We start from the raw sequence: 20,644 nt of genomic DNA on the forward strand, positions 1-20,644 counted from the left end.
CGATCAACTGCCCGAGGGCGGAAGAGAGGACTGTGACATGGCCGCTCAATTGACAGCGACGGCACGGCGTGGCACCGCGTTCCTGCAGGTCGCGATCGCCCTGCAGACCCTGACGATCTTCCTCCAGGCGGTGTCCGCCGGACTGCTGCTGACCTCGTCCTACGGGGAGATGCTGCACAGCGTCGGGGCGCGTGTGATGTACGGGGCGTCGATGCTGTACGTGCTCGCGGCGGTGCTGGCGTGGAAGCCGGGCGGCGGCTCACCCCGGCCGATCTGGTACGCCTCGGGTTTCCTCGCGCTCGCCTCGCTCCAGGTCGTGCTCGGCATCGCGCATGTCCCGTCGGTCCATCTCCCCCTGGGCGTGTTGATGTTCGGCCTGAGCGTGCTGGCCCTGGTCCCGGCCGTGAGATCAGGCACGGGGCCGGCCGGAGCGAAGTAGGCCGAGCCGTCCGTCCCGAGGCTTCCGAAAACCCATGCGCCTCACGCGTTGCGAGCCTCCGCGATTCGGCCAACCACGGGCTGACGGGAGCGGCCCCAGCAATGAGCCGCTCCGGTCGACCCCTTGTGCGGCAAGGGACTCAGCGCGTCCGGAATCGAGCGCGTTCGAATCAGGGGTCATGTCGTTAGGCCGGGCACCGCCGAGCCGTCCGGGCTCGGCACGGACCTCCAGGAGGACCCCAGGTGACGGTGACCCGTGCCTCTTCCGCTGACGAGAACACTCCGCCCCCTCCCCCGCCCGCGACCATCGCGTTCGGCGGGAAGTTCGGCAAGAACCCGCTGGCAGACGCCGGTTTCGGAGCGATGTGCCGCCGTCTGCCGTCCGTACTCGGACACACCGCGCGGATGGCGTGGGCCGTCGACAGGACCGGCGTCGTGCTGCTCCTGGCGTGCCAGCTCCTCACCGGCGTCGCGGCGGCCGTCGTCCTCGCGTTCACCGCGCAGGCCATGACGCACATCCTCGGCGGCGGCACCGTTCCCGAACGCCTGCACGGCGCACTGCCGGCCCTGATCGTGGTGACGGCGGCCGCGGCCGTCGGCCGGATCACCAGTGCCCTCTCCTCCTACGCCGACGGCCGGATCACTCCGCTGCTGACGACCGAGGCCGACATCGCCCTGGTCGCCGCCGTGTGCCGGGTGGAGACCGCCGCTTACGGCGAGGACGGCTTCGCCGACCGGCAGGAAGCCGCCGAAGTGGGGGTCACCCGCACCCGGATGATGGTCCAGGACGCCCAGCGGTTCGTGTCGGCACTGATTCGCATGATCGCCGCGAGCGGAGTCATCACCGCACTGCACCCGCTGATGCTGCCCCTGCTGCTCCTGGCCGTCCTTCCGGCCGGCGCCGGGGCCGTCCTGTCCGCCCGCGTCGACTACGAGACCCACTACCTCAACGTCGGCGACCGCAATGTGCGCTCCATGATGCGCTGGTGGGCCACGTACTCCCGATTCGGCGACGAGGTCCGCGCCAACGGCATGACCGGCTATCTCGTCCACTGGTACCGGTCCCTGTCCGACCGTATCGACCAGCGCACTCTCACCGCCGCCCCGCGCCTGCTGCGCATCGTGCTGACCACCAGTGCCCTCGGCGGAGTGTTCCTGCTGTGCACCTGGGCCACCCTCGCGTGGCTCGCCGCTGACGGCCGGGTCGCCCTGCCCGTCGCCGCCACGGCCGTCGTCGCCGTGCAGACCACGCTCGCCGCGCTCGGCCAGTTCGTCATCCACGGCGCCGCGATGTTCCACACCTCGCTCTACCTGGCCGACATGCGGGCCTTCCTCGACATGGCCGCCGAACGCGCCCCCCGGCGCGGTGAGCTGACCATCCCGGAGCGCGTCGACGAGATCCGTCTCGACGAGGTCGTGTACCGATACCCGGGCAAGGAGGAACCGGCCGTTGCGGGGGTGTCGCTCATCCTGCGCCGGGGCGAGATCCTGGCGATCGTCGGAGAGAACGGCTCGGGCAAGTCCACCCTCGCCAAGCTCATCACCGGTGTCCTCCTCGCCGACAAGGGACGCGTGCTCTGGGACGGCGTCGATCTGGCGCACGCCGATCCCGACGCCGTGTGGAAACGGACCGCGCTCGTACCGCAGAACTTCGCCTGCTGGCCGCTGCGCGCCCGCGAGAACATCACCCTCGGGCAGCCGAAGAGCTTCGACGACGGTCCCGTGTGGGACGTCGTCGACGCCGTGGGCATGCGCGAGGCCATCGAGAAGCTGCCCCGGCAACTCGACACACTGCTCGCCAAGGAGCTGTGGGGCGGCGCCGAACTCTCCGGCGGGCAGTGGCAGCGGCTGGTGTGCGGACGCGCCCTGTACCGCCGGACGCCGCTGCTGATCCTGGACGAGCCGACATCGCAGATGGACGCCCGCGGCGAACACGCGATCTTCCTGGAGATCAAGAGGATCGCCGCCGAACGCATGACGATCGTCGTCACCCACCAACTGGCGAACACCCGTCTCGCCGACCGCGTCCTCGTCATGGACCAGGGCCGGGTCGTCGAGCAGGGGACGTACGACGAGCTCGTCCACGCCGGCGGCCTGTTCGCCGAACTCGTCGCGCTGGCCGAAGACCGCTGACCGCGACCGGGGGCGGGCCCGCGGTGTCGCGCCGCGGCCCGCCCCCGCCGTGTCCAGTGGAACAATCGGCCCTACGAGTCCGAACCGAGGAAGTCGGTCATCACGCCGTGGAACGAGCAGCCGTCCCCTTTCCTCCCCCGCCGTGGCACCTCACCGGCGACATGATCGTCTCGCTGTGGCGTGTGCCCGTGGGCGAGCTGCCGCCCTGGTCCCTGCCGTCCGGGGCCCGCCCGTGGATCGTGCGGCGCCGCGCCACCCTGGTCGCCTTCTGGGTCGACTACCGGCCCGGGGGCGTCCTCACCTACCGCGAGTTCCTCATCGCCCTGGCCGTGCGCCACGGACGCCGCCTCGCCGGCAGCACCGTGGCCGCCTGGGTCGACGACGAACAGTCCCTCGCCGGGGGACGCGCCCTCTGGGGCATCCCCAAAGAACTGGGCGCGATCACACTCCGCGCGGAGGGCCGGAGCGCCCGGGGTGAGCTGACCACTCCCGGGACTTCGGCCGTCCGCCTCACGTACCGCGACGTGCTGCGGCTGCCCTGCCGGCTGCCGGCCCGTGCCCACCTGGTCCAGCAGTCGTCCGACGGTACGGAGTGCCGCGTCCCCATGCGGATCAGCGGACGACCTGCCCTCGGCCGCGGCCGCGTCACGACCGGGCTCGAAGATCCCCTGTCCGTCCTCGGCCGGCATCGGCCGCTCTTCTCGTTCGCGCTCCGCGACTTCCGCGGCGTCGTGGGCGGCTGAGCCGCGCAGGTCTTCTCACCCGGTGCACCCACGCGGCCGGGTCCGGGCGACCGGACCCGGCCGCACTCGTTTGACGGACCACCGACGCAGCGTGCGGCGCCCTGTGCACGCCGCGCGTGACCTGAGCCGTTCAGCAGCAGCGGTTGTGGCTGCGTGCCTCTTGGTGCCGAAGGCGCAGCACCTGGTAGTCGCGACGGGTGGGGACCGGGGCGAGCGGGTGGTGGCGCCGGTGCCGTTCGCAGTGGCGGTCGTACTCGGCCTCGCCGGTCAGCTCGCGCAGGTACCAGCGCACGGCCCGCGCCCAGCGCCGGACCCTCACGAGCGGGCTCCGGCTCCGGCTCCGGATCCGGCCAGGGGCCCGATGGGGGTGCCCGATGGGTCGAGGCGGGACTCGACAAACGGCGCCTCGGTGGTCGGCAGCGGCGTCGCGGACCGTACCGCGCGCACGCAGACCACCGCCGCGTTGCCGATCACCACGGCGACCAGGAGCAGGAAGAGGGCGATGAGGACGCCGTCGACGGTGGAGTTGGTGATCACGGTGCGCATGTCGGCGGCCGACTTGGCGGGCGCGAGGATCTGGCCGGCGTCCAGGGCGTCGGCGTAACGAGCCCGTTGGGCGAAGAAGCCGATCTTCGGGTCGGCGGAGAAGATCTTCTGCCAGCCGGCGGTGAAGGTGATGGCGGTGACCCAGACCAGGGGGACGCCGGTGACCCAGGCCCAGCGCAGGCGGCCGGACTTGATCAGGATCGCGGTGCAGACGGCGAGGGCGATGGCGGCGAGCAGCTGGTTGGCGATGCCGAAGAGCGGGAAGAGCTGGTTGATTCCGCCGAGCGGGTCGGTGGCGCCGGTGTGGAGGAAGTAACCCCAGGCGGCGACGACCAGGCCGCTGCACAGCCAGATGCCGGGCTTCCAGTTGACACGGCCGATGGGCTTGAAGACGTTGCCGAGCATGTCCTGGAGCATGAAGCGGCCGACGCGGGTGCCGGCGTCCACCGTGGTCAGGATGAACAGCGCCTCGAACATGATCGCGAAGTGGTACCAGAAGGCCTTCATGGCAGCCCCGCCGAAGACCCCGGAGAAGATCTCCGACATGCCGACCGCGAGGGTCGGGGCGCCGCCGGACCGGGCGATCAGGGTCTGTTCCTCGACCGCCTTCGCGGCCTGGGTGAGCTGGTCGGGGGTGATGGTGAAGCCGAGGCCCGCCACCGCGTGGGAGGCCGACTCCGCCGTCGCGCCGAGGAGGCCCGCCGGGGCGTTCATGGCGTAGTACAGACCCGGCTCCAGCGTCGCCGCGGCGATCAGCGCCATGATCGCGACGAACGACTCCATCAGCATGGCGCCGTAGCCGATCAGCCGGACCTGCGACTCCTTCTGGATGAGCTTCGGTGTCGTTCCGGAGGAGACCAGGGCGTGGAAGCCGGACAGCGCGCCGCAGGCGATGGTGATGAAGAGGAAGGGGAAGAGCGAGCCCGCGAAGACCGGCCCGGCGCCCGAGGTCGCGAAGTCGCTCACCGCGTCCGCCCTGAGCACGGGCGCGGCCACGACCACACCGACCGCGAGCAGCGCGATCGTGCCGATCTTCATGAAGGTGGAGAGGTAGTCGCGCGGGGCCAGCAGCATCCACACGGGCAGCACGGAGGCGACGAAGCCGTAACCGATCAGGCAGAAGACGAGGGTGGTGGGGCTGAGGGTGAACGATCCGGCCAGTGAGGAGTTCTGCACCCAGCCGCCGCCGACGATGGCGAGGAGGAGCAGGGCGACGCCGATGAGGCTGGTCTCGACGACCCTGCCGGGGCGGACGCGGTGCATCCAGAAGCCCATGAACAGGGCGATGGGGATCGTCATCGCGACGGAGAACGTGCCCCACGGGGAGTGGGCCAGCGCGTTCACGACCACCAGGGCGAGCACACCCAGCAGGATGATCATGATGGCGAACACCGCGACCAGGGCGGCGACTCCGCCCGCCCGGCCGATCTCCTCGCGGGCCATCTGACCGAGCGACTTCCCGTCCCGGCGCATCGAGAGGAACAGCACCACCATGTCCTGGACCGCCCCGGCGAAGATCACCCCGGCGACGATCCACAGCGTGCCCGGCAGATAGCCCATCTGCGCCGCGAGGACCGGTCCGACCAGCGGCCCGGCGCCGGCGATCGCGGCGAAGTGGTGGCCGAGCAGCACCCGCCGGTCGGTCGGCTGGAAGTCGACGCCGTCCTCCAGGCGCTCGGCGGGGGTGGCCCGGCGGTCGTCCGGCCGGAGGACCCGGCGGGCGACGAACCGCGCGTAGAAGCGGTAGGCGATGGCGTACGAGCCGAGCGCGGCCACCACCAGCCAGATCGCGGAGATCTTCTCGCCCCGGGCCAGCGCGAGGACGCCCCAGGCGACGGCCCCGAGCAGGGCGACAACGGTCCACAACAGGACGGATCGAGGTGATATACGCGACTTTTCGGGCGTCGGCAGGCCGGTTTCGGGCAGGGTGGACGCAGGCATGGCGGCTCCTCACCAGGGCGGTGCGAGGCACCTCGTGACACGAGGTGCCCGGGGATCGGCGAAACGGCGGCTCTCCCGCTCGCTGTCGGTCTGTGCAAGAGTTGCCCACCCCCCGGAACCGGTTGACAGCGAATTTCCAGAGGATTTCCCGCCGGTTCCGTGTCCTCCGATCGGGGCCGCCGCGCAACTCCCCCGTGAGGATCAGGCACACCAAGGACGGTGACCCATGGCCGACGGCACCATGACCGCGACGTTCCTCGCCGTGATCGGCGGAGCGTCGCTGCTCGCCGTCACCGCGCGGCGCCTGCACCCCAGCGACCGGCTGCCGTCCCTGGAAGGCTGGGCATTGGCCGACCGCAGCCTGGGCCCGGTGTGGACCTGGTTCCTGCTGGGCGGCACGATCTTCACCGCGTACACCTTCACCGCCGTACCGGGGCTGGCGTACGGCAACGGCGCCGCGGCCTTCTTCGCCGTGCCGTACACGGTGATCGTCTGCCCCCTCGCCTTCGTGCTGCTCAGCCGGCTGTGGACCGTGGCCCGCGCCCACGGTTACGTCACCGTCGCCGACTTCGTGCGCGGGCGGTACGGGTCACCGCCCCTCGCGCTGGTCGTGGCACTGACCGGGATCCTCGCGACCATGCCCTACCTGGCGCTCCAACTGCTCGGCATACGGGCCGTGCTGACGGCCGGCGGGGTGTACCCGCGCGGTGCGGCCGGGGATCTGGTGATGGTGGCGCTGTTCGCGGGGCTCGCCGTGGCCACGTACCGGCACGGGCTGCGCGCGCCCACCGTCATCTCGGCCCTCAAGGCGGTTGCCGTCTTCGTGTCGCTGACCGCGGTCACCTGGCTGGTCCTGGAGCGGCTCGGCGGGCCGGGCGCCGTCTTCGACGGAGCGGCCCGGCGGCTAGGCGGCGACGCGCTGGTGCTGACCCCGGCCCAGCAGCCCGCCTACGCCACCCTCGCGCTCGGCTCCGCGCTCGCCCTGCTGATGTACCCGCACGTACTGACGGCGGGCTTCGCGGCCGACGGGCCGCGCACCCTGCGCAAGGTCGCCGTGGCGCTGCCCGCCTGGACGGGACTGCTCGCGCTCTTCGGGGTCCTCGGTTTCGCGGCGCTCGCGGCCGGGGTGCGGGCACCGGAGGGCGGCGCCGAGGCGGCCGTACCGATGCTGGTCGACCGGCTGATGCCGGGGCCGCTGGCCGGGCTGGTGTTCGGCGCGATCACCGTCGGGGCGCTGGTCCCCGCGGCGGTGATGTCGATCGCGGCGGCCACCAGCTTCGTACGCAACGTGTACGTCGAGTACGTGCATCCCACGGCCACGCCCAAACGGCAGGTGCGCATCGCCAAGGCCGTGTCGCTCATCGCGAAGGCCGGGGCGGTCGCGTTCGTCTTCGGGCTGCGCGACCAGGACGCGATCAACCTCCAGCTGCTCGGCGGGGTCTGGATCCTGCAGATCTTCCCCGCCGTCGCCGTCGGCCTGTACACCGCGCGACTGCATCCGCGGGCCCTGCTCGCCGGGTGGGGCGTGGGCATGGTGTCGGGGACCTTCCTGGTCGTGCGCGAGGGGTTCTCCTCCATCGTGGGCGTCGGTTCGGGGCCGCTGGAGATCTACGCCGGCCTCGCCGCGCTCGTGCTCAACCTGATCGTCGCGGTGGCCGGCACCGCCGTACTCGAACGTCTCGGCGTCCCGCGCGCCGCCGACAGGACCGACCTGCCGTCCCGCCTGACCGTCAGGCGGCGTCCGGAGACGGGAGCGAACCAGCAGTGAGACACAGACACCCGATACCGGTGCCGGAGCCCGACGTCGAGACACTGACGCCCGCGTCGGCCGACCCGGCCGAGCTGGAGCGCGAGGCCGGACTCGCCGGGCTCTTCGAGCGGCACTACGCCTCGATGCTGCGCCTCGCCGTGCTGCTCGGCGCGGACGACCCGGAGAACGTGGTGGCCGAGGCGTATTACCAGATCTACCGGAAGTGGCGGCGCCTGAGGGACATCGAGGCTGCGGAGGCGTATCTGCGCTCCACGGTGTGCAATCTGACCCGGATGCGCATCCGGCATCTCCAGGTCGCCCGCAAGCACGTGGAGAACCCACCCGAGGAGACCGTCGTCTCCGCCGAGAGCGCGGCACTCCTCCGCGACGACCAGCGCGTGCTGATCGACGCGCTGCAACACCTGCCGGCCCGGCAGCGCGAGGCGCTCGTGCTGCGGCACTGGCTCGGGCTGAAGGAGGGCGAGATCGCCGCCGCGATGGGCATCTCCTCCGGTTCGGTCAAGACGCACACCGCACGCGGCCTCGCCGCACTGACCCAGGCGATGGAGGCCCGGCGATGAACCACACCGAACCGGACCGCACGGAGCAGGAGCTCGCCGAGGCGTTGGCCGCCCTGGCCGGCGGGGTGCGGGCCGCGCCCGACGCCTATCGCACGGCACGCGGCGAGTGGCTGCGCCGCGAACGCCGTCGCCGGCTCGTCCTCGCCGTGCTCGTCACCGTCGTGTTCGCGCTGGCCACACTGATCGGCCTGTGGGTGCTGAACGAGGCGCCGTCCTCTCCGGGGGTGATCTTCTCGGGCCTCCCGGACCCTCGGGGCGGCACACGGTAGGCCGGTCGACGGCGGGACCGGGACATCAGCGGCGCCCACGCACACGGGGTTGGCGCTGGGAGGTGCCGGACGGCACCCGCACCCGAAGGCCTTTCGCCGTGCTGCGCAGCGCCGGTCCGGCGTAACCGCCCGAGGCCACCTCGGTGGGCCCCGGCGCTCTCGCGTCTGTGAAGGAAGCATTTTTCCTGGTAAACACTGATGAAAGCCGCACGAGCAGTGAGGCCGCCCGAGGATTCCCCTTCCTCACGGACCATCCAGCAGACGTCGTGGAGGCAGCCGGTGGGAGACGTCGGAATCGACCGCAGAGCCTTCCTGGCAGGAGTCGGGGGAATCACCGTCGGCGCGGGTGCCGCGTCGCTCACCGCTTGCGAGACCCGCCCCGGCCGGACCTCCACCGTGAGCGGCACGACGCTCGTCGTCCGCAACTTCGGCGGCTCTTACGGCGAGGCCAACCGCAAGGCCGTGTACGACCCGTTCACCAGAGAGACCGGCGTCCGGATCAAGGTGGTGAACTTCGCGCACGACCAGATGCTCGCCCAGATCAGGGAAGGCCGTCCACGGTTCGACGTGATGGACATCGACATGTCCAATCTGCTGCTGTTCGCTCGCGAGGGCGCCTCCGAGCCACTGGACTACGGCCGGTTGAAGAACACCCGGAACGCGGGCATCCCCCAGTCCCTGCTCACCCCCAACGGCGTGGGCAAGAGCTACTGGGCCAGCGTCCTCGCCTACCGCACCGACGCCTTCGACGGGAGGAAGCCCGAGTCGTGGGCGGACTTCTGGAGCCTCGGAGCCTTCCCGGGCTCCCGGGCGCTGCAGGGCGAGGTGGACTGGCCCGAGCTGGAGTTCGCCCTGCTCGCCGACGGCGTGCCGCTCGACGGGCTGTATCCCCTCGATGTGGACCGCGCCTTCAGGGTCCTCGACGAGATCAGGGGGTCCGTGCGGACGTTCTGGGAGTACGGCGCCGAGCCGGGCGAGCTGCTGTCCCGCGGCAGCGTCAAGGCTTCCAGCACGTGGGCCGGCAGGCTCCAGCACCTGATCGACGACAAGGTTCCGCTGGCGTACGAGTGGAACGGCGCCCGCAGGCAGAGCAACGGCTACGGAATCCCCAAAGGCTCCGCCAACCCGGACGCAGCCTACAAGCTCATCGATTTCGCGCTGCGGCCCGAGGTGCAGGCCCACATGGCCCGGCTCTACCCCGACGGCCCGGTGGTGCCAGCCGCCTACGGCCATCTCACCGAGTCCACCGCCATGCGTCTGGCGAGCACTCCCGGCCACCTGCTGTCGGGCTTCGACCTGGACATCGACTGGTGGCTCGAGAACCAGGACGCCGTGACCAGGCGCTGGCAGAAGTGGCTTCGCGCCTGATCGATTGAATGCAGCCATATGGCTGAATATCAATGTGCATGGTAAAGAGTCGGTATGATCCGGCGCCCTGGCCGATTCGCGGCCTTCCGCTCCCCCGCGCACAGTGGCGGGCGCTTCCGGTCCGCCCCGGATCGGGCGTGGCGCGACCGGCGGCGGAAGCAAGGCGCCAGAACCACCGGCGTTCGCCGGAAGGGTCTGCCGAGGGTGCGCAGCGTCGCCGGGCAGGTGTTCCTGCTGCAGCTGGTGATCATGGTGCTGTTCGCCGCCGCCGCGGGGGGCGCTCTCGTGGTGCAGGCCCGGGACTCGAGCACCCACGAGGCCCGGCAGCTGTCGGAGGGCGTCGCCCAGTCCTTCGCACGGGCCCCGGGAACGCTGGCCGCCATGAAGTCCGGCGAGCCCACAGAGCTGCTGCAGCCGCGCGCGGAGGACACCCGGAGGAACACCGGGGTCGACTACGTGGTGGCCTTCGACCCTCAGGGCTTTCGCTGGAGCCACCCCGACCCGACGCTGATCGGCAAGCACATCTACGCCGAGCGTGCGGGCGCCGCCGCCGACCGGCCGTTCACCAAGACGTTCGAGGGCAGTCTGGGTCTTGCGGTGGACACGACGGTGCCGGTCTACGACACCAACGGGCTCACCGTCGTCGGCTTCGTGGCGGTCGGAGTGACCGTGGCCAGCGTGGACGACGTGGTGCACGACCAGCTGCCGCAGCTGCTGGGCTTCGCCGGCGGCGCGCTCGCGGTGGCCGCGGGCGGGACGGCACTGGTCTCCGGGCGGCTGCGGCGACAGACCCGAGGCCTCGATCCGTCCGAGATGACCCGCATGTACGAGCACCACGACGCGGTGCTGCACGCGGTGCGGGAGGGCGTACTGATCATCGGGCCCGACGGGCGGCTGCTGCTCGCCAACGACGAGGCGCGCCGGCTGCTGGACCTGCCCGCGGACGCCGAGGAGCGGCACGTCGGCGAGCTCGGCCTGGAGGCGGCCACCACGGCGCTGCTGGGTGCCGGCCGGCAGGTCTCGGACGTGGTGCACCGGGCCGGCGACCGGCTGCTGGCGGTCAACGTACGGCCGGTGGACCCCGACGACCCTCCCGCGGGCAGTGTGGCCACCCTGCGTGACACGACGGAGCTGCGTGCGCTGGCGGGCCGGGCGGAGCTGGCCCGGGAACGGCTGGGGCTGTTGTACGAGGCGGGCGTGCGGATCGGCACCACGCTGGACGTGGTGCGCACCGCCGAGGAACTGGCCGAGGTGGCGGTCCCCCGGTTCGCCGACGCCGCGACGGTCGATCTGCTGGACCCGCTCCTGCGAGGTGCGGTGTCGGCCGGCCCGGGTCCCGAGATGCGCCGGGTGGCGGTGCACGGCGTCGACGGCGCCCGGTCCCTGTATCCGGTGGGTGAGCTGATCCGCTTCGTCCCCACGTCGCCCGTCGCGGTCGGGGCCGAGCGTGGCCGAGCGGTCCTGGACGCCGACCTGACCGGCTCCGACGGCTGGATGAACGCCCAGGACCCCGAGCGCGCCCGGCGGCTGCTGGCCCTCGGTTTCCACTCCGTGATCACCGTGCCGCTCCAGGCCCGCGGTGTGGTGCTGGGCATGGCGAGCTTCTGGCGCTCGAACGGCGTCCCCTTCGACGGGGAGGACCTGGCCGCCGCGGAGGAACTGGCCGCCCGGGCCGCGGTCGCCGTCGACAATGCCCGTCGCTTCACCCGCGAGCACACCCTGGCCGAGACACTGCAGCGCAGCCTGCTGCCGAGCTCCCTGCCCGACCACTCGGCCGTCGAGGTCGCCCACCGCTACCTGCCCGCCCTGGAGGGCGTGGGCGGCGACTGGTTCGACGTGATTCCCCTGCCGGGTGCGCGGGTCGCCCTGGTGGTCGGCGACGTCGTGGGACACGGCCTGCACGCCGCGGCCACGATGGGCCGGCTGCGCACCGCGGTGCACAATTTCTCCGCCCTGGATCTGCCCCCGGACGAGCTCCTCGGTCACCTGGACGAGCTGGTCGCGCGCCTCGACGGCGACGAGAACGTGGAGCGGGACAGTGAGAGCGTCTCGGGCGCCACCTGTCTCTATGCCATCTACGACCCGGCGTCCGGGAGGTGCTCGCTGTCCCGGTCCGGCCATCCGGAGCCGGCCCTGGTGCATCCCGACGGCACCGTGGAGTTCCTGCGGGTGCCCGGTTCACCGCCGCTGGGTCTGGGCGGCGGGGAACCCTTCGAGACCGCCGAGGTCACCCTCCCGGAGGGTTCGCGGCTGATCCTCTACACGGACGGCCTGGTCGACGACCGGGAGCGGGGCATCGACACCGGTCTCCAGGCGCTGCGCAAGGCCCTCGCGCGAGCGGACCGGACCCCTGAGGAGACCTGCCGGGACGTCCTCGACGCACTGCTTCCCGCCCGGTCGAACGACGACATCGCCCTGCTCGTCGCCCGTACCCGGCTGCTGGACCGTTCCCAGGTGGCCGAGTGGGACGTGCCGGGTGATCCGGCGGCCGTCGCGGCCTTCCGGGCGAAGGTCACCGGGCGGTTGCGGACCTGGGGGCTGGAGGAGATGGCGTTCACGACCGAGCTGATCGTCAGCGAGCTGGTCACGAACGCCGTCCGCTACGGCATCGAGCCGATCAGGCTCCGGGTGCTGCACGATCGCGACAGCCTGATCTGCGAGGTCGCCGACGGCAGCAGCACCTCGCCCCACCTGCGCAGGGCCGCGACCACCGACGAGGGCGGACGCGGACTGTTCCTCGTCGCCCGCTTCGCCCAGCGGTGGGGCACCCGCTACCTGGCCCGCGGCAAGGTGATCTGGACCGAACAGTCGACCCGGAGCCCGGCCGCCGAACCCGAGGAGACGTCGGCCGACGCCCTGCTGGACCAGTGGGAGGACCTGGCCTGGTGAGTCGCCCCGTCACAGGCCGATGCCGGTGACCTGGCGGACCCGTGGCACCGTCGGTGATGACGGCGCGGCCGCTGAACACACCGCCGTTCGTGTTCGACGGACGAGCTGTCAGAAACGTCACCGCATTTCTGACAACTCGCATGCCCTTCGACGTGGCCGGTCCTCAGCGGCCGGAATCGATGCGCGTCATCCCACGGTCCAGCGCTGGTTGGCTCCGCCGTTGCAGTTCCACAGGACCCCCTGGGTCCCGTTGGCCGTACCGGAGCTGGCAGCGTCCAGGCACAGTCCGGAACGGGCGCTGGTGATCGTGCCGTTCGCGTTGACGTTCCAGCGCTGGTTCTGGCCGCCGTGGCAGTCCCAGATGACCGCCCGGGTGCCCGGGGAGGTTCCGGAGGCCTCGGCGTCCAGGCACTTGCCGCCGTACACGCGCAGTTCGCCGGCGTCCGTGCGGGTCCACTTCTGGCCGGCGCGGTCCAGGCAGTCCCACAGCTGCACCTGGGTGCCGTTGGTCTGCGAGGAGTTCGGCACGTCCAGGCAGCGGCCGGAGCCGGCGCCGACGACCTTGGTGCCGCTCGGCGGCTCCGGGGTCGTGCCGCCCGGCGGAACGTAGGGGCACTTGGTCTTCGAGCGGGAGATCTGGCTGCGGTCCGCCAACGACGGGCACAGGAACTGGGTGTAGCGGGTGTCGTTGTCGAGGAAGATCTTGAGCCAGGGGATGGTACGGCGCGTCACGTTGGAGTTGCCCCAGGTGGAGAAGCCGTGGCCGCCGGTGGTGAGCTCGATGAAGGCGCTCTGCGTGCCGGCCGGCATGCCTCCGTAGAGGCCGTCGAGGTAGGAGGGAGTGACCGTGCCGTCGTCCCGGGCTCCCATGATCATCGTCGGGACGCGCAGGTTGGACAGGTTCTGGGAGGGTGAGAAGGGCGCGAGCGGAAGGGCTGCCTTCAGGGACGGCCGCCGCACGGCAGCGCTGATGGCACCGCCACCGCCCATGGAGTGGCCGAGCACGCCCAGCCGGTTCGGGTCGACGCGGTCGCGCACCGGGCTCTTCTGGGTGAGGTAGTCCAGCGCCGCGAGAAGCTGGGTTCCCCGGGCGGTGTCGAAGTCGTTGGGGCTGTTGGTGTCGATGCCGATGACGACGAATCCGAAGGAGGCGAGCCAGTGCCCCATCCAGGCGCCTTCGGCGCTCCACCGGGCGGTGTAGCCGGGCACGGCGGCGATCGCCCCCCAGGTGCCCTGGCTGGTGTCCGTCGGGTAGTAGATCTTGCCGCCGTTGAAGCCGTTGCCGGGCGACACGGTCGTCTCGGCGGTGGCGAACGTGCCCCGCTGGGCGGCGACACTGCTCACCGTGGGGTCCGGTCCCCGCTGGTAGGGGTTGTCCGCGGCCGCTGCCGGCTGGATCGAGACGAGTGTGGCGAGCAGGCCGGTCACGGCCGCGGCCAGGGCGGCCCTCAGCCCGGCCGTCCTGCTTCTGCGCAGGGGTATCCGCATGGTCCTGTTCCTCCTTGCCCGTGCCTCTCCGACGAGGGCGGGGCGGTACGCGACGAGTGGGGGGTGCGCGAACAGGTGCTGTGAAACTCTGGGAGCGTTCCCAGGTCGGGTGAGCGTAGGTAAGCCCTGATGTGCCGTCAAGCATGCTCTCGGGATCGCGGATCCGACGCCTCACGGAGTGCGGAAGCCGCGGAACGTCACATGCTCGCGGGTCTCGAAACCGAGCCGTTCGTAGAGCGCGAGCGCGCCGCTGTTCGCCTCGGCCACGTGCAGGAACGGACGTTCGCCGCGAGCCATGATGCGCGCGATGTGCGCGCGCAGCAGGCGGACCGCGTGGCCCCGTCCACGGGCCTCGGGTGCGGTACAGACGGCACTGATCTCGGTCCATCCGGGAGGCCTCAGCCGCTCCCCCACCATCGCCACCAGCACACCGTCCTCGCGGATGCCGAGGTAGGTGCCGAGTTCGTGCGTGCGGGGCCAGAAGGGCCCCGGCCGGGTGCGCTCGACGAGGTCGAGCATCTCGGGCACGTCCTCCGCACCGAGTTCGACCATGTCGCGCTCGGACCCGTCAGGTGAGGGGTCCGGGCCGCTGTCGCCGGCCCAGATCATCTGGCGGCCCTCGAGGACGAAGACCGGTTCCCAGTCCGGCGGCGGTATCGCCGGGCAGCTGAACATGTCCGCGAACTCGCCCGGGCCCAGCAGCTTCGCCAGGTCGGCCCATGCCGCCGCGTCCGGCTCGGCCGGTACCGCCGAGAAGGTCGCGACTGCGGGTACGTAGGTCGCGGCGCCGCCGAGCCGGCGGGCGAGATGTGCGTGGTGCCCGCGGAGCGACTCGCCCACCGGGTCGTCGAGTGCGACGGCGTCGCTGAGCCCCGTCATCGTGCTGCGCCTTTCCTGCCCTCTGCTGCGGCCGGTCGGCCCGTGGACCGGCACGGCGTCTTCGGATGCCGGCAGCCATGCTAGTCAGTCCCTCCCGAGCGGCTCTCGGCACTACCTGAGATACGTGGCGAGCGGAAGGTTCTGCCGGCGCACGTCACCGGCGACGATTCCGGCGATCCGCTGCGCGCCGTACGTCTCGAAGTGCGTCCGGTCGTCGCAGAAGAAGGCGCCCACGGGGCCCGATCCGAAGTCGCCGTTGTGCGGGCAGAAGCGCAGGCTGTTGTAGAGCGAGACGCTGAGCGCGTGCAGGTCGACGACCGGCGCCCGGGTGGCGGATCCGACCGCGAAGGTCTCGTTCACGAAACCGCGGTTCTTCGTCGCCGTGCTTCCGGAGCAGGTGATCGCGGCGACCGGTGTGAGCAGCACCGGGTGCGCTCCCCGGGCCAGGGCGGCCTGCACCATCGTGGTCATCAACTGCCGGTAACGGGTGGGGCCCACGTGCCGCGGACAGGTCGACGAGGAGTCGTTGATGCCGAACTGGATGAACAGGTAGTCGCCCGCCTTCATCCCGGTGCTCGCGTTCAGCATCGACTGCCAGCGTGACGAGTAGGCACTGGACGTGAGACGGCACTCGCCGTCCGAGCCTTTGGTGCTGCTGACGTTCCCCTCGTACATCCAGGTCTGGATGCTGCGGCCTCCCACGGCCTGGTTCCGGACGGTGACGTCGGCGTCGAACAGGGCGTCGAACTGGCTGCCCCAGCCGACCGGGCAGCGGGCGGAGCCCGGGTTGGCCATGGTCGAGTCGCCGGCCAGCCACACCGTGACCGGCTGGGCGGCCGCCCGGGCGGCGGGGGCAGCCGAGCCGGAGCAGCGCGTCGTGGCGCTGCCGGCCGCCGAGGCCGCACCCAGTCCGAGGCTCGACAGGGCGAGCACCAGCAGGGCGGTGATGACGGTCCGTAAGTTCTTCATCGGTTTCCTCCAGGGGACGGGCGTCCCGTGCGTCGGTCAGCGCAAGTGGGCGGCGAGCGGCAGGTTCTGCTCCCGGACGGCCTGGAGCAGCAGCCCGCCCATCCGGGTCGCGCCGTACTGCGAGAAGTGGGTGTTGTCCGTGACGCCGTCGACGGAGGAGCGGAGGAAGAGCTGTGCGGAGGCGGACGGGCCGAGGGACTCGACCAGCGTCTTGCTCCGGGCGGTCAGGTCGATCACCGGGACCCGCTGCGCCGCACCGACCGCGCGCATCTCGGCGGGCAGGTTCACGCCGACGCCGTTGACGTGCAGGGCCGTGGAGGTCAGCCGGTTGCCGTCGAACAGCCGGCGGACCGGGGGCGTCACCAGGACCGGGACACCGCCCTTGCCGCGGACCCGCGAGATCATGGTGGTGAGGTTGTTCCGGTAAGCGGACGCGCTGGTCTGCTTGTCGTTGTGGCCGAACTGGATGAAGACCGGGTCGTTCGCCTTGACCTTGGCCAGCAGGGCGGGCAGGAGTGCCGAGTTGCTGATGAAGCTTCCCGAACTCTCTCCGGAGTCGCCGTAGTTGGCGATGACCGCACCCGGACGTACCGAGGACGTGATCATCTGCCCCCAGCCGGTGTAGGGAGCGGCGGGCTGGTCGCACACGGTCGAGTCGCCGGCCAGGTAGGCGACCAGCGGCTGGGCCGCCGGTTTCACCGAGACGGCCGAGACCTGGGGGCCGGAGCCCGTGAAGCGGAGGTCCAGGCCCGGGTTGCCGGTGCCGCCCTGACCGGTCGGCTGTCCCTCCGGCTGGCGCACGTTGACGGTGAACGAATGGGTGGTGACGGCTCCGGCCGCCGTTCCCGTGGCCGGGAGCATCAGCCGCCGGGACTCGGCCCACATCTCGGTCTGTCCGGCGGAGGCGCCGCCGATGGAGACCGTGACGTCGTAGTTGCCCGGGGCGACGCCGTAGTGACAGGTGATCACCGAGGTGCCGGAACAGCCGGCCGGCAGCGCCTGCGGCGCGGCGGCGACGTGCTGGGCCACTCCCGAGCACGCGAGGGCCGCCAGGGTCAGCAGGCCCGCCGTCGCCAGCCGGGCTGCATGTCCGCCACGGCGCTCGGGTGGCATGTTCATTACAGTCATCAGTCCGTCCTTCGTCACACGGGAGGTCCGGGTCGGGGTGAGGGCATGTCGGAGCCGCGCACCGCCTTGGATCAGGCTCGCCGCTCAGGCGGCGGTGAAGCCGCTCATGATGGAAGTGGGCCGCTTGCTGGCGGAGTCCCAGGCACCCATGTTGTAGCCGGTGAACGGGGACATGCACTCCGGCTCCCAGTAGAAGATGCCCTGCCCGCCGGCGGCCTTCAGCGCCTGGGTGTAGGCGACCAGCGCGGCCCGGGTGGAGGCGGCCCGGTCCACCCGGCCTCCGAACTCGCTCTGCAGGAACGGTTTTCCGTACGCGGCGGAAATCTTCCGCATGTTCTCCACGATCCCCGGCGCGACATCGGCGCTGCCGTACGAGGAGAACACGGACATGTCCCACTTGCCGCCGTTGGCGGCGAAGCGGCTGAAGAACGTCGTCATCACGTCGTACTTCTGCGGCTGGGCCAGGTGGATGCACACCGTCGAGTTCGGCGACACCGTCTTGACCTGGGTGTAGGCCGCGTTGAGCAGGCCGGTCATCTGCACCGGGCTGGAGACGCTGCCGACGGGCCGGCAGATCCCGCTGTTGATCTCGTTGCCGATCTGCACCCATGAGGGCAGCACGTCATTGGTCTTCATGACGGTCATCGTCTGGTGCACGTACGAGCTCATGGCGGTGAGCATCTGGCTGTAGCCCAGGTTCTTCCAGGCCGCGGGCGGGTTCTGCACACCGACGGAGTTCCAGGTGTCGCCGAACATGTAGTCCAGCATGATCGACATGCCGGCGGCCTTGACCCGTTTGGCGAAGGCGGCGACCTCGTTGATGCCGCAGTGCCCGTTGGCCGGGTCGCCGGACGGGTTGACGAACGTACGGAGCCGGACCGCGGTGATGCCGTACCCCTTGAGGATGGTCAGCAGGTCCTGTGTCTGCCCACCGGCGTTCTTCCAGGAGTAGCCGCGGGCCTCCATCTGCGGCACCCAGCTGATGTCGACGCCCTTGACGAAACCGGCGGCGGCGTGGGCCGGCGTTTCGAGTTCGCCGAGCGCGGCAGCGGTGGCGAGGGCTCCGGCGGTCGCGGTGGTGGCCTTGAGCAGCGTCCGGCGGCTGATCCGAGCAGGAGCAGGGGTTCGGGGCATGGTCGCTCCTCCCTGCCCGCCGGCCGCGCATGGGGCGTCGCGGCCGGCGGACAGCGGGTCGTGGGGGGTGGATGTTCCGGGACTGGGACTGATCCGCCTGCACATACTGGGAGCGTTCACAACCTGTCATCCGGCCACGAGACACTCCTCCTCGGCGGGGGAAGACCGCAGGTGCAGGGAATCCGTGAACTGCCGTGCTCCGCGCCGGCGTTCACAGACGGGTCGACCGATGCGACTGCCCCCGGCCACGGTTGGCCGTGAGGCGTCTCACGCAGTGTTCTCGCGCCGTAGCCCGGCTGTCAATTCATGACGCGCGAGAAACTCACGGATCCGAACAGGGCCGAACAGCAGACTGGACACAATCCTTGACGAGGCATCAGCCCGTTCTTACGCTCCCTCCTCATGGGAGCGTTCCCATACCCCCCACGCCCCGGAGGCCACCGTGACCGACCCGCATCGGCGTCCCCGTACCGCGCCACGATCGTGGCGATCACCCCACCGGCCGGGCGGCCGGCTCGTCGGCTCCCTCTCCGCCGCCGCTCTGGCCGTCTCCGCGCTCGTCGCACTGCCCCAGACCGCCCAAGCGGCGACCGCACGGCAGGTCGAGAAGCTCGACCGCGGCCTGTCCAGCGTGCACACCGGCAGCGGCAACCTGCTGTCATGGCGGTGGCTCGCGACCGACCCGAACGACGTGTCGTTCAACGTGTACCGGGGCGGCACCAGACTCAACTCCTCGCCCGTCACCGCCTCGACGAACTACTTCGACTCGGGCGGCGCCGCCTCGGCCGACTACACGGTGCGCGCGGTGGTCAACGGCACCGAGCAGGCCGCGTCCGCGCCCGCGGTGCAGTTCCGCACGGGCTACAAGGACGTGCCGATCTCCCCGCCCGCGGGCGGCACCGCCCCGGGCAACTCGGCCTACACCTACGAGGCCAACGACGCCTCCGTGGGCGACCTCGACGGCGACGGAGCCCTGGACCTGGTCCTGAAGTGGCAGCCCACCAACGCCAAGGACAACTCCCAGTCCGGTTACACCGGCAACACCATCGTCGACGGCATCAAACTCGACGGCACCCGGCTGTGGCGGATCGACCTGGGCCGCAACATCCGCTCCGGCGCGCACTACACGCAGTTCCAGGTGTACGACTACGACGGCGACGGCAAGGCCGAGGTCGCCATGAAGACCGCCGACGGCACCCGCGACGGCACCGGCGCGGTCATCGGCTCCTCCTCCGCCGACCACCGCAACTCCAGCGGCTACGTCCTGTCCGGGCCCGAGTTCCTGACGATGTTCAACGGCCAGACGGGCAAGGCGATGCAGAGCGTCGACTACGTTCCGGGCCGCGGCACCGTGTCCTCCTGGGGCGACAACTACGGCAACCGCGCCGACCGCTTCCTCGCCGGGACCGCCTACCTCGACGGCGCCCGCCCCTCGCTGATCATGGCGCGCGGCTACTACACCCGATCGGTGATAGCCGCCTGGGACTGGCGCAACGGCGCCTTCACCCGGCGCTGGACCTTCGACACGTCCTCCTCCAGCAACAGCGGCAAGGGCTACGACGGCCAGGGCAACCACAGCCTGTCCGTCGCCGACGTCGACGCCGACGGCAAGGACGAGATCGTCTACGGCGCGATGACCGTCGACGACAACGGCAACGGCCTGTGGACCACCCGGCTCGGGCACGGCGACGCGGGCCACGTCGGCGACCTGAACCCGTCCCGTCCGGGCCTCGAGTACTTCAAGGTCTCGGAGGACTCCAGCAAGCCCGGCTCCTGGATGGCCGACGCCCGCACGGGGGCGCGGCTGTGGCAGACGGCGTCCGGCTCGGACAACGGCCGGGGCGTCGCCGCCGACATCCACGCCGGCAGTCCGGGCGCCGAGGCCTGGTCCGCCACCGACACCACCCTGCGCTCCGCCACCGGTGCCTCCCTGGGCCGGGAACCCTCCAGCATCAACTTCCTTTCCTGGTGGGACGGCGACCCGGTCCGCGAGCTCCTCGACGGCACCCGCATCGACAAGTACGGCACGTCCGGCGACACCCGGCTGCTGACCGGCTCCGGTGTGGCCTCCAACAACGGCACCAAGTCCACCCCGGCCCTGTCGGGCGACATCCTCGGCGACTGGCGCGAGGAGGTCGTCTGGCGCACCGGCGACAACAGGGCGCTGAGGATCTACTCGACGCCGCACCAGACCAACACCAAGATCACCACCCTGCTTCAGGACACCCAGTACCGCACGGCGCTGGCCTGGCAGAACACCGCGTACAACCAGCCCCCGCACCCGAGCTTCTTCATCGGCAACGCCATGCCGACGGCACCCCGGCCGACGGTCTACACACCCTGACCCGTTCCGACCGGCCCTGACGCGCAGACACTTGTCTCTACTGC

At 71.1% G+C, this 20,644-nt stretch carries 16 protein-coding genes; 9 read left to right on the forward strand and 7 right to left on the reverse strand.

Features of this window, described 5'->3' with window-relative positions:
- Positions 1 to 37 precede the first annotated feature (37 nt).
- From ACFY5B_RS22925 to ACFY5B_RS22935, 3 genes are all read left to right on the forward strand, one after another.
- A complete protein-coding gene (locus ACFY5B_RS22925) occupies positions 38 to 439 on the forward strand; it encodes a hypothetical protein (protein WP_389971987.1) in 402 nt (133 codons plus the stop codon).
- A gap of 242 nt (positions 440 to 681) precedes the next feature.
- Positions 682 to 2,571 carry an ATP-binding cassette domain-containing protein gene (locus tag ACFY5B_RS22930; RefSeq protein WP_389971989.1) on the forward strand — a complete coding sequence of 630 codons (1,890 nt, stop codon included), beginning with the start codon at positions 682 to 684 and terminating at the stop codon, positions 2,569 to 2,571.
- 107 nt (positions 2,572 to 2,678) lie between these two features.
- A complete protein-coding gene (locus ACFY5B_RS22935) occupies positions 2,679 to 3,314 on the forward strand; it encodes an acetoacetate decarboxylase family protein (RefSeq protein WP_389971991.1) in 636 nt (211 codons plus the stop codon).
- Positions 3,315 to 3,444: 130 nt separating this feature from the next.
- Here the strand turns inward: ACFY5B_RS22935 and ACFY5B_RS22940 are convergent, their stop codons facing one another.
- Positions 3,445 to 3,633 (reverse strand): CstA-like transporter-associated (seleno)protein, encoded by a 189-nt coding sequence (locus ACFY5B_RS22940; protein WP_389971992.1) that lies wholly within the window; start codon positions 3,631 to 3,633, stop codon positions 3,445 to 3,447.
- Complete coding sequence (locus ACFY5B_RS22945) at positions 3,630 to 5,801, reverse strand: carbon starvation CstA family protein (protein ID WP_389971994.1); 2,172 nt, start codon at positions 5,799 to 5,801, stop codon at positions 3,630 to 3,632. The genes ACFY5B_RS22940 and ACFY5B_RS22945 overlap by 4 nt, the downstream gene beginning before the upstream one ends.
- Before the next feature lie 226 nt (positions 5,802 to 6,027).
- On the opposite strand from ACFY5B_RS22945, the gene ACFY5B_RS22950 reads away from it, so the two are divergent.
- The 5 genes from ACFY5B_RS22950 (at position 6,028) to ACFY5B_RS22970 (ending at position 12,658) form a co-directional block, all read left to right on the forward strand.
- The gene (locus ACFY5B_RS22950) at positions 6,028 to 7,569 is read left to right on the forward strand and encodes a sodium:solute symporter (protein ID WP_389971996.1); all 1,542 of its coding nucleotides are present in this window, start codon (positions 6,028 to 6,030) and stop codon (positions 7,567 to 7,569) included.
- A gap of 20 nt (positions 7,570 to 7,589) precedes the next feature.
- Positions 7,590 to 8,132, forward strand: coding sequence for a SigE family RNA polymerase sigma factor (locus ACFY5B_RS22955; RefSeq protein WP_389971998.1), 543 nt, complete (start codon positions 7,590 to 7,592; stop codon positions 8,130 to 8,132).
- Entirely contained in the window at positions 8,129 to 8,401 is a 273-nt protein-coding gene (locus ACFY5B_RS22960; RefSeq protein WP_389972000.1) for a hypothetical protein, read from the forward strand. Before ACFY5B_RS22955 ends, ACFY5B_RS22960 begins: the two co-directional genes overlap by 4 nt.
- A gap of 279 nt (positions 8,402 to 8,680) precedes the next feature.
- Positions 8,681 to 9,769: an ABC transporter substrate-binding protein gene (locus tag ACFY5B_RS22965; RefSeq protein ID WP_389972002.1), complete on the forward strand. Its 1,089-nt coding sequence runs from the start codon at positions 8,681 to 8,683 to the stop codon at positions 9,767 to 9,769.
- 54 nt (positions 9,770 to 9,823) lie between these two features.
- A complete protein-coding gene (locus ACFY5B_RS22970) occupies positions 9,824 to 12,658 on the forward strand; it encodes a SpoIIE family protein phosphatase (protein WP_389972004.1) in 2,835 nt (944 codons plus the stop codon).
- 186 nt (positions 12,659 to 12,844) lie between these two features.
- Here the strand turns inward: ACFY5B_RS22970 and ACFY5B_RS22975 are convergent, their stop codons facing one another.
- The 5 genes from ACFY5B_RS22975 to ACFY5B_RS22995 form a co-directional block, all read right to left on the reverse strand.
- Positions 12,845 to 14,146, reverse strand: coding sequence for a ricin-type beta-trefoil lectin domain protein (locus ACFY5B_RS22975; protein ID WP_389972005.1), 1,302 nt, complete (start codon positions 14,144 to 14,146; stop codon positions 12,845 to 12,847).
- 171 nt (positions 14,147 to 14,317) lie between these two features.
- Entirely contained in the window at positions 14,318 to 15,025 is a 708-nt protein-coding gene (locus tag ACFY5B_RS22980) for a GNAT family N-acetyltransferase (RefSeq protein WP_389972007.1), read from the reverse strand.
- Between the two features lie 111 nt (positions 15,026 to 15,136).
- Positions 15,137 to 15,994, reverse strand: coding sequence for a GDSL-type esterase/lipase family protein (locus ACFY5B_RS22985; RefSeq protein WP_389972009.1), 858 nt, complete (start codon positions 15,992 to 15,994; stop codon positions 15,137 to 15,139).
- Between the two features lie 36 nt (positions 15,995 to 16,030).
- On the reverse strand, positions 16,031 to 17,122 hold the full coding sequence (locus tag ACFY5B_RS22990) for a rhamnogalacturonan acetylesterase (RefSeq protein WP_389972011.1): 1,092 nt from the start codon (positions 17,120 to 17,122) through the stop codon (positions 16,031 to 16,033).
- 84 nt (positions 17,123 to 17,206) lie between these two features.
- A complete protein-coding gene (locus ACFY5B_RS22995; protein WP_389972013.1) occupies positions 17,207 to 18,256 on the reverse strand; it encodes a glycosyl hydrolase 53 family protein in 1,050 nt (349 codons plus the stop codon).
- 442 nt (positions 18,257 to 18,698) lie between these two features.
- Here ACFY5B_RS22995 and ACFY5B_RS23000 point away from each other — a divergent pair, with 442 nt between their 5' ends.
- Positions 18,699 to 20,600 carry a rhamnogalacturonan lyase gene (locus ACFY5B_RS23000; protein WP_389972015.1) on the forward strand — a complete coding sequence of 634 codons (1,902 nt, stop codon included), beginning with the start codon at positions 18,699 to 18,701 and terminating at the stop codon, positions 20,598 to 20,600.
- Positions 20,601 to 20,644 lie beyond the last annotated feature (44 nt).

It is taken from the genome of Streptomyces sp. NPDC013187, assembly GCF_042899705.1.
Lineage (GTDB): Bacteria > Actinomycetota > Actinomycetes > Streptomycetales > Streptomycetaceae > Streptomyces > Streptomyces hawaiiensis_A.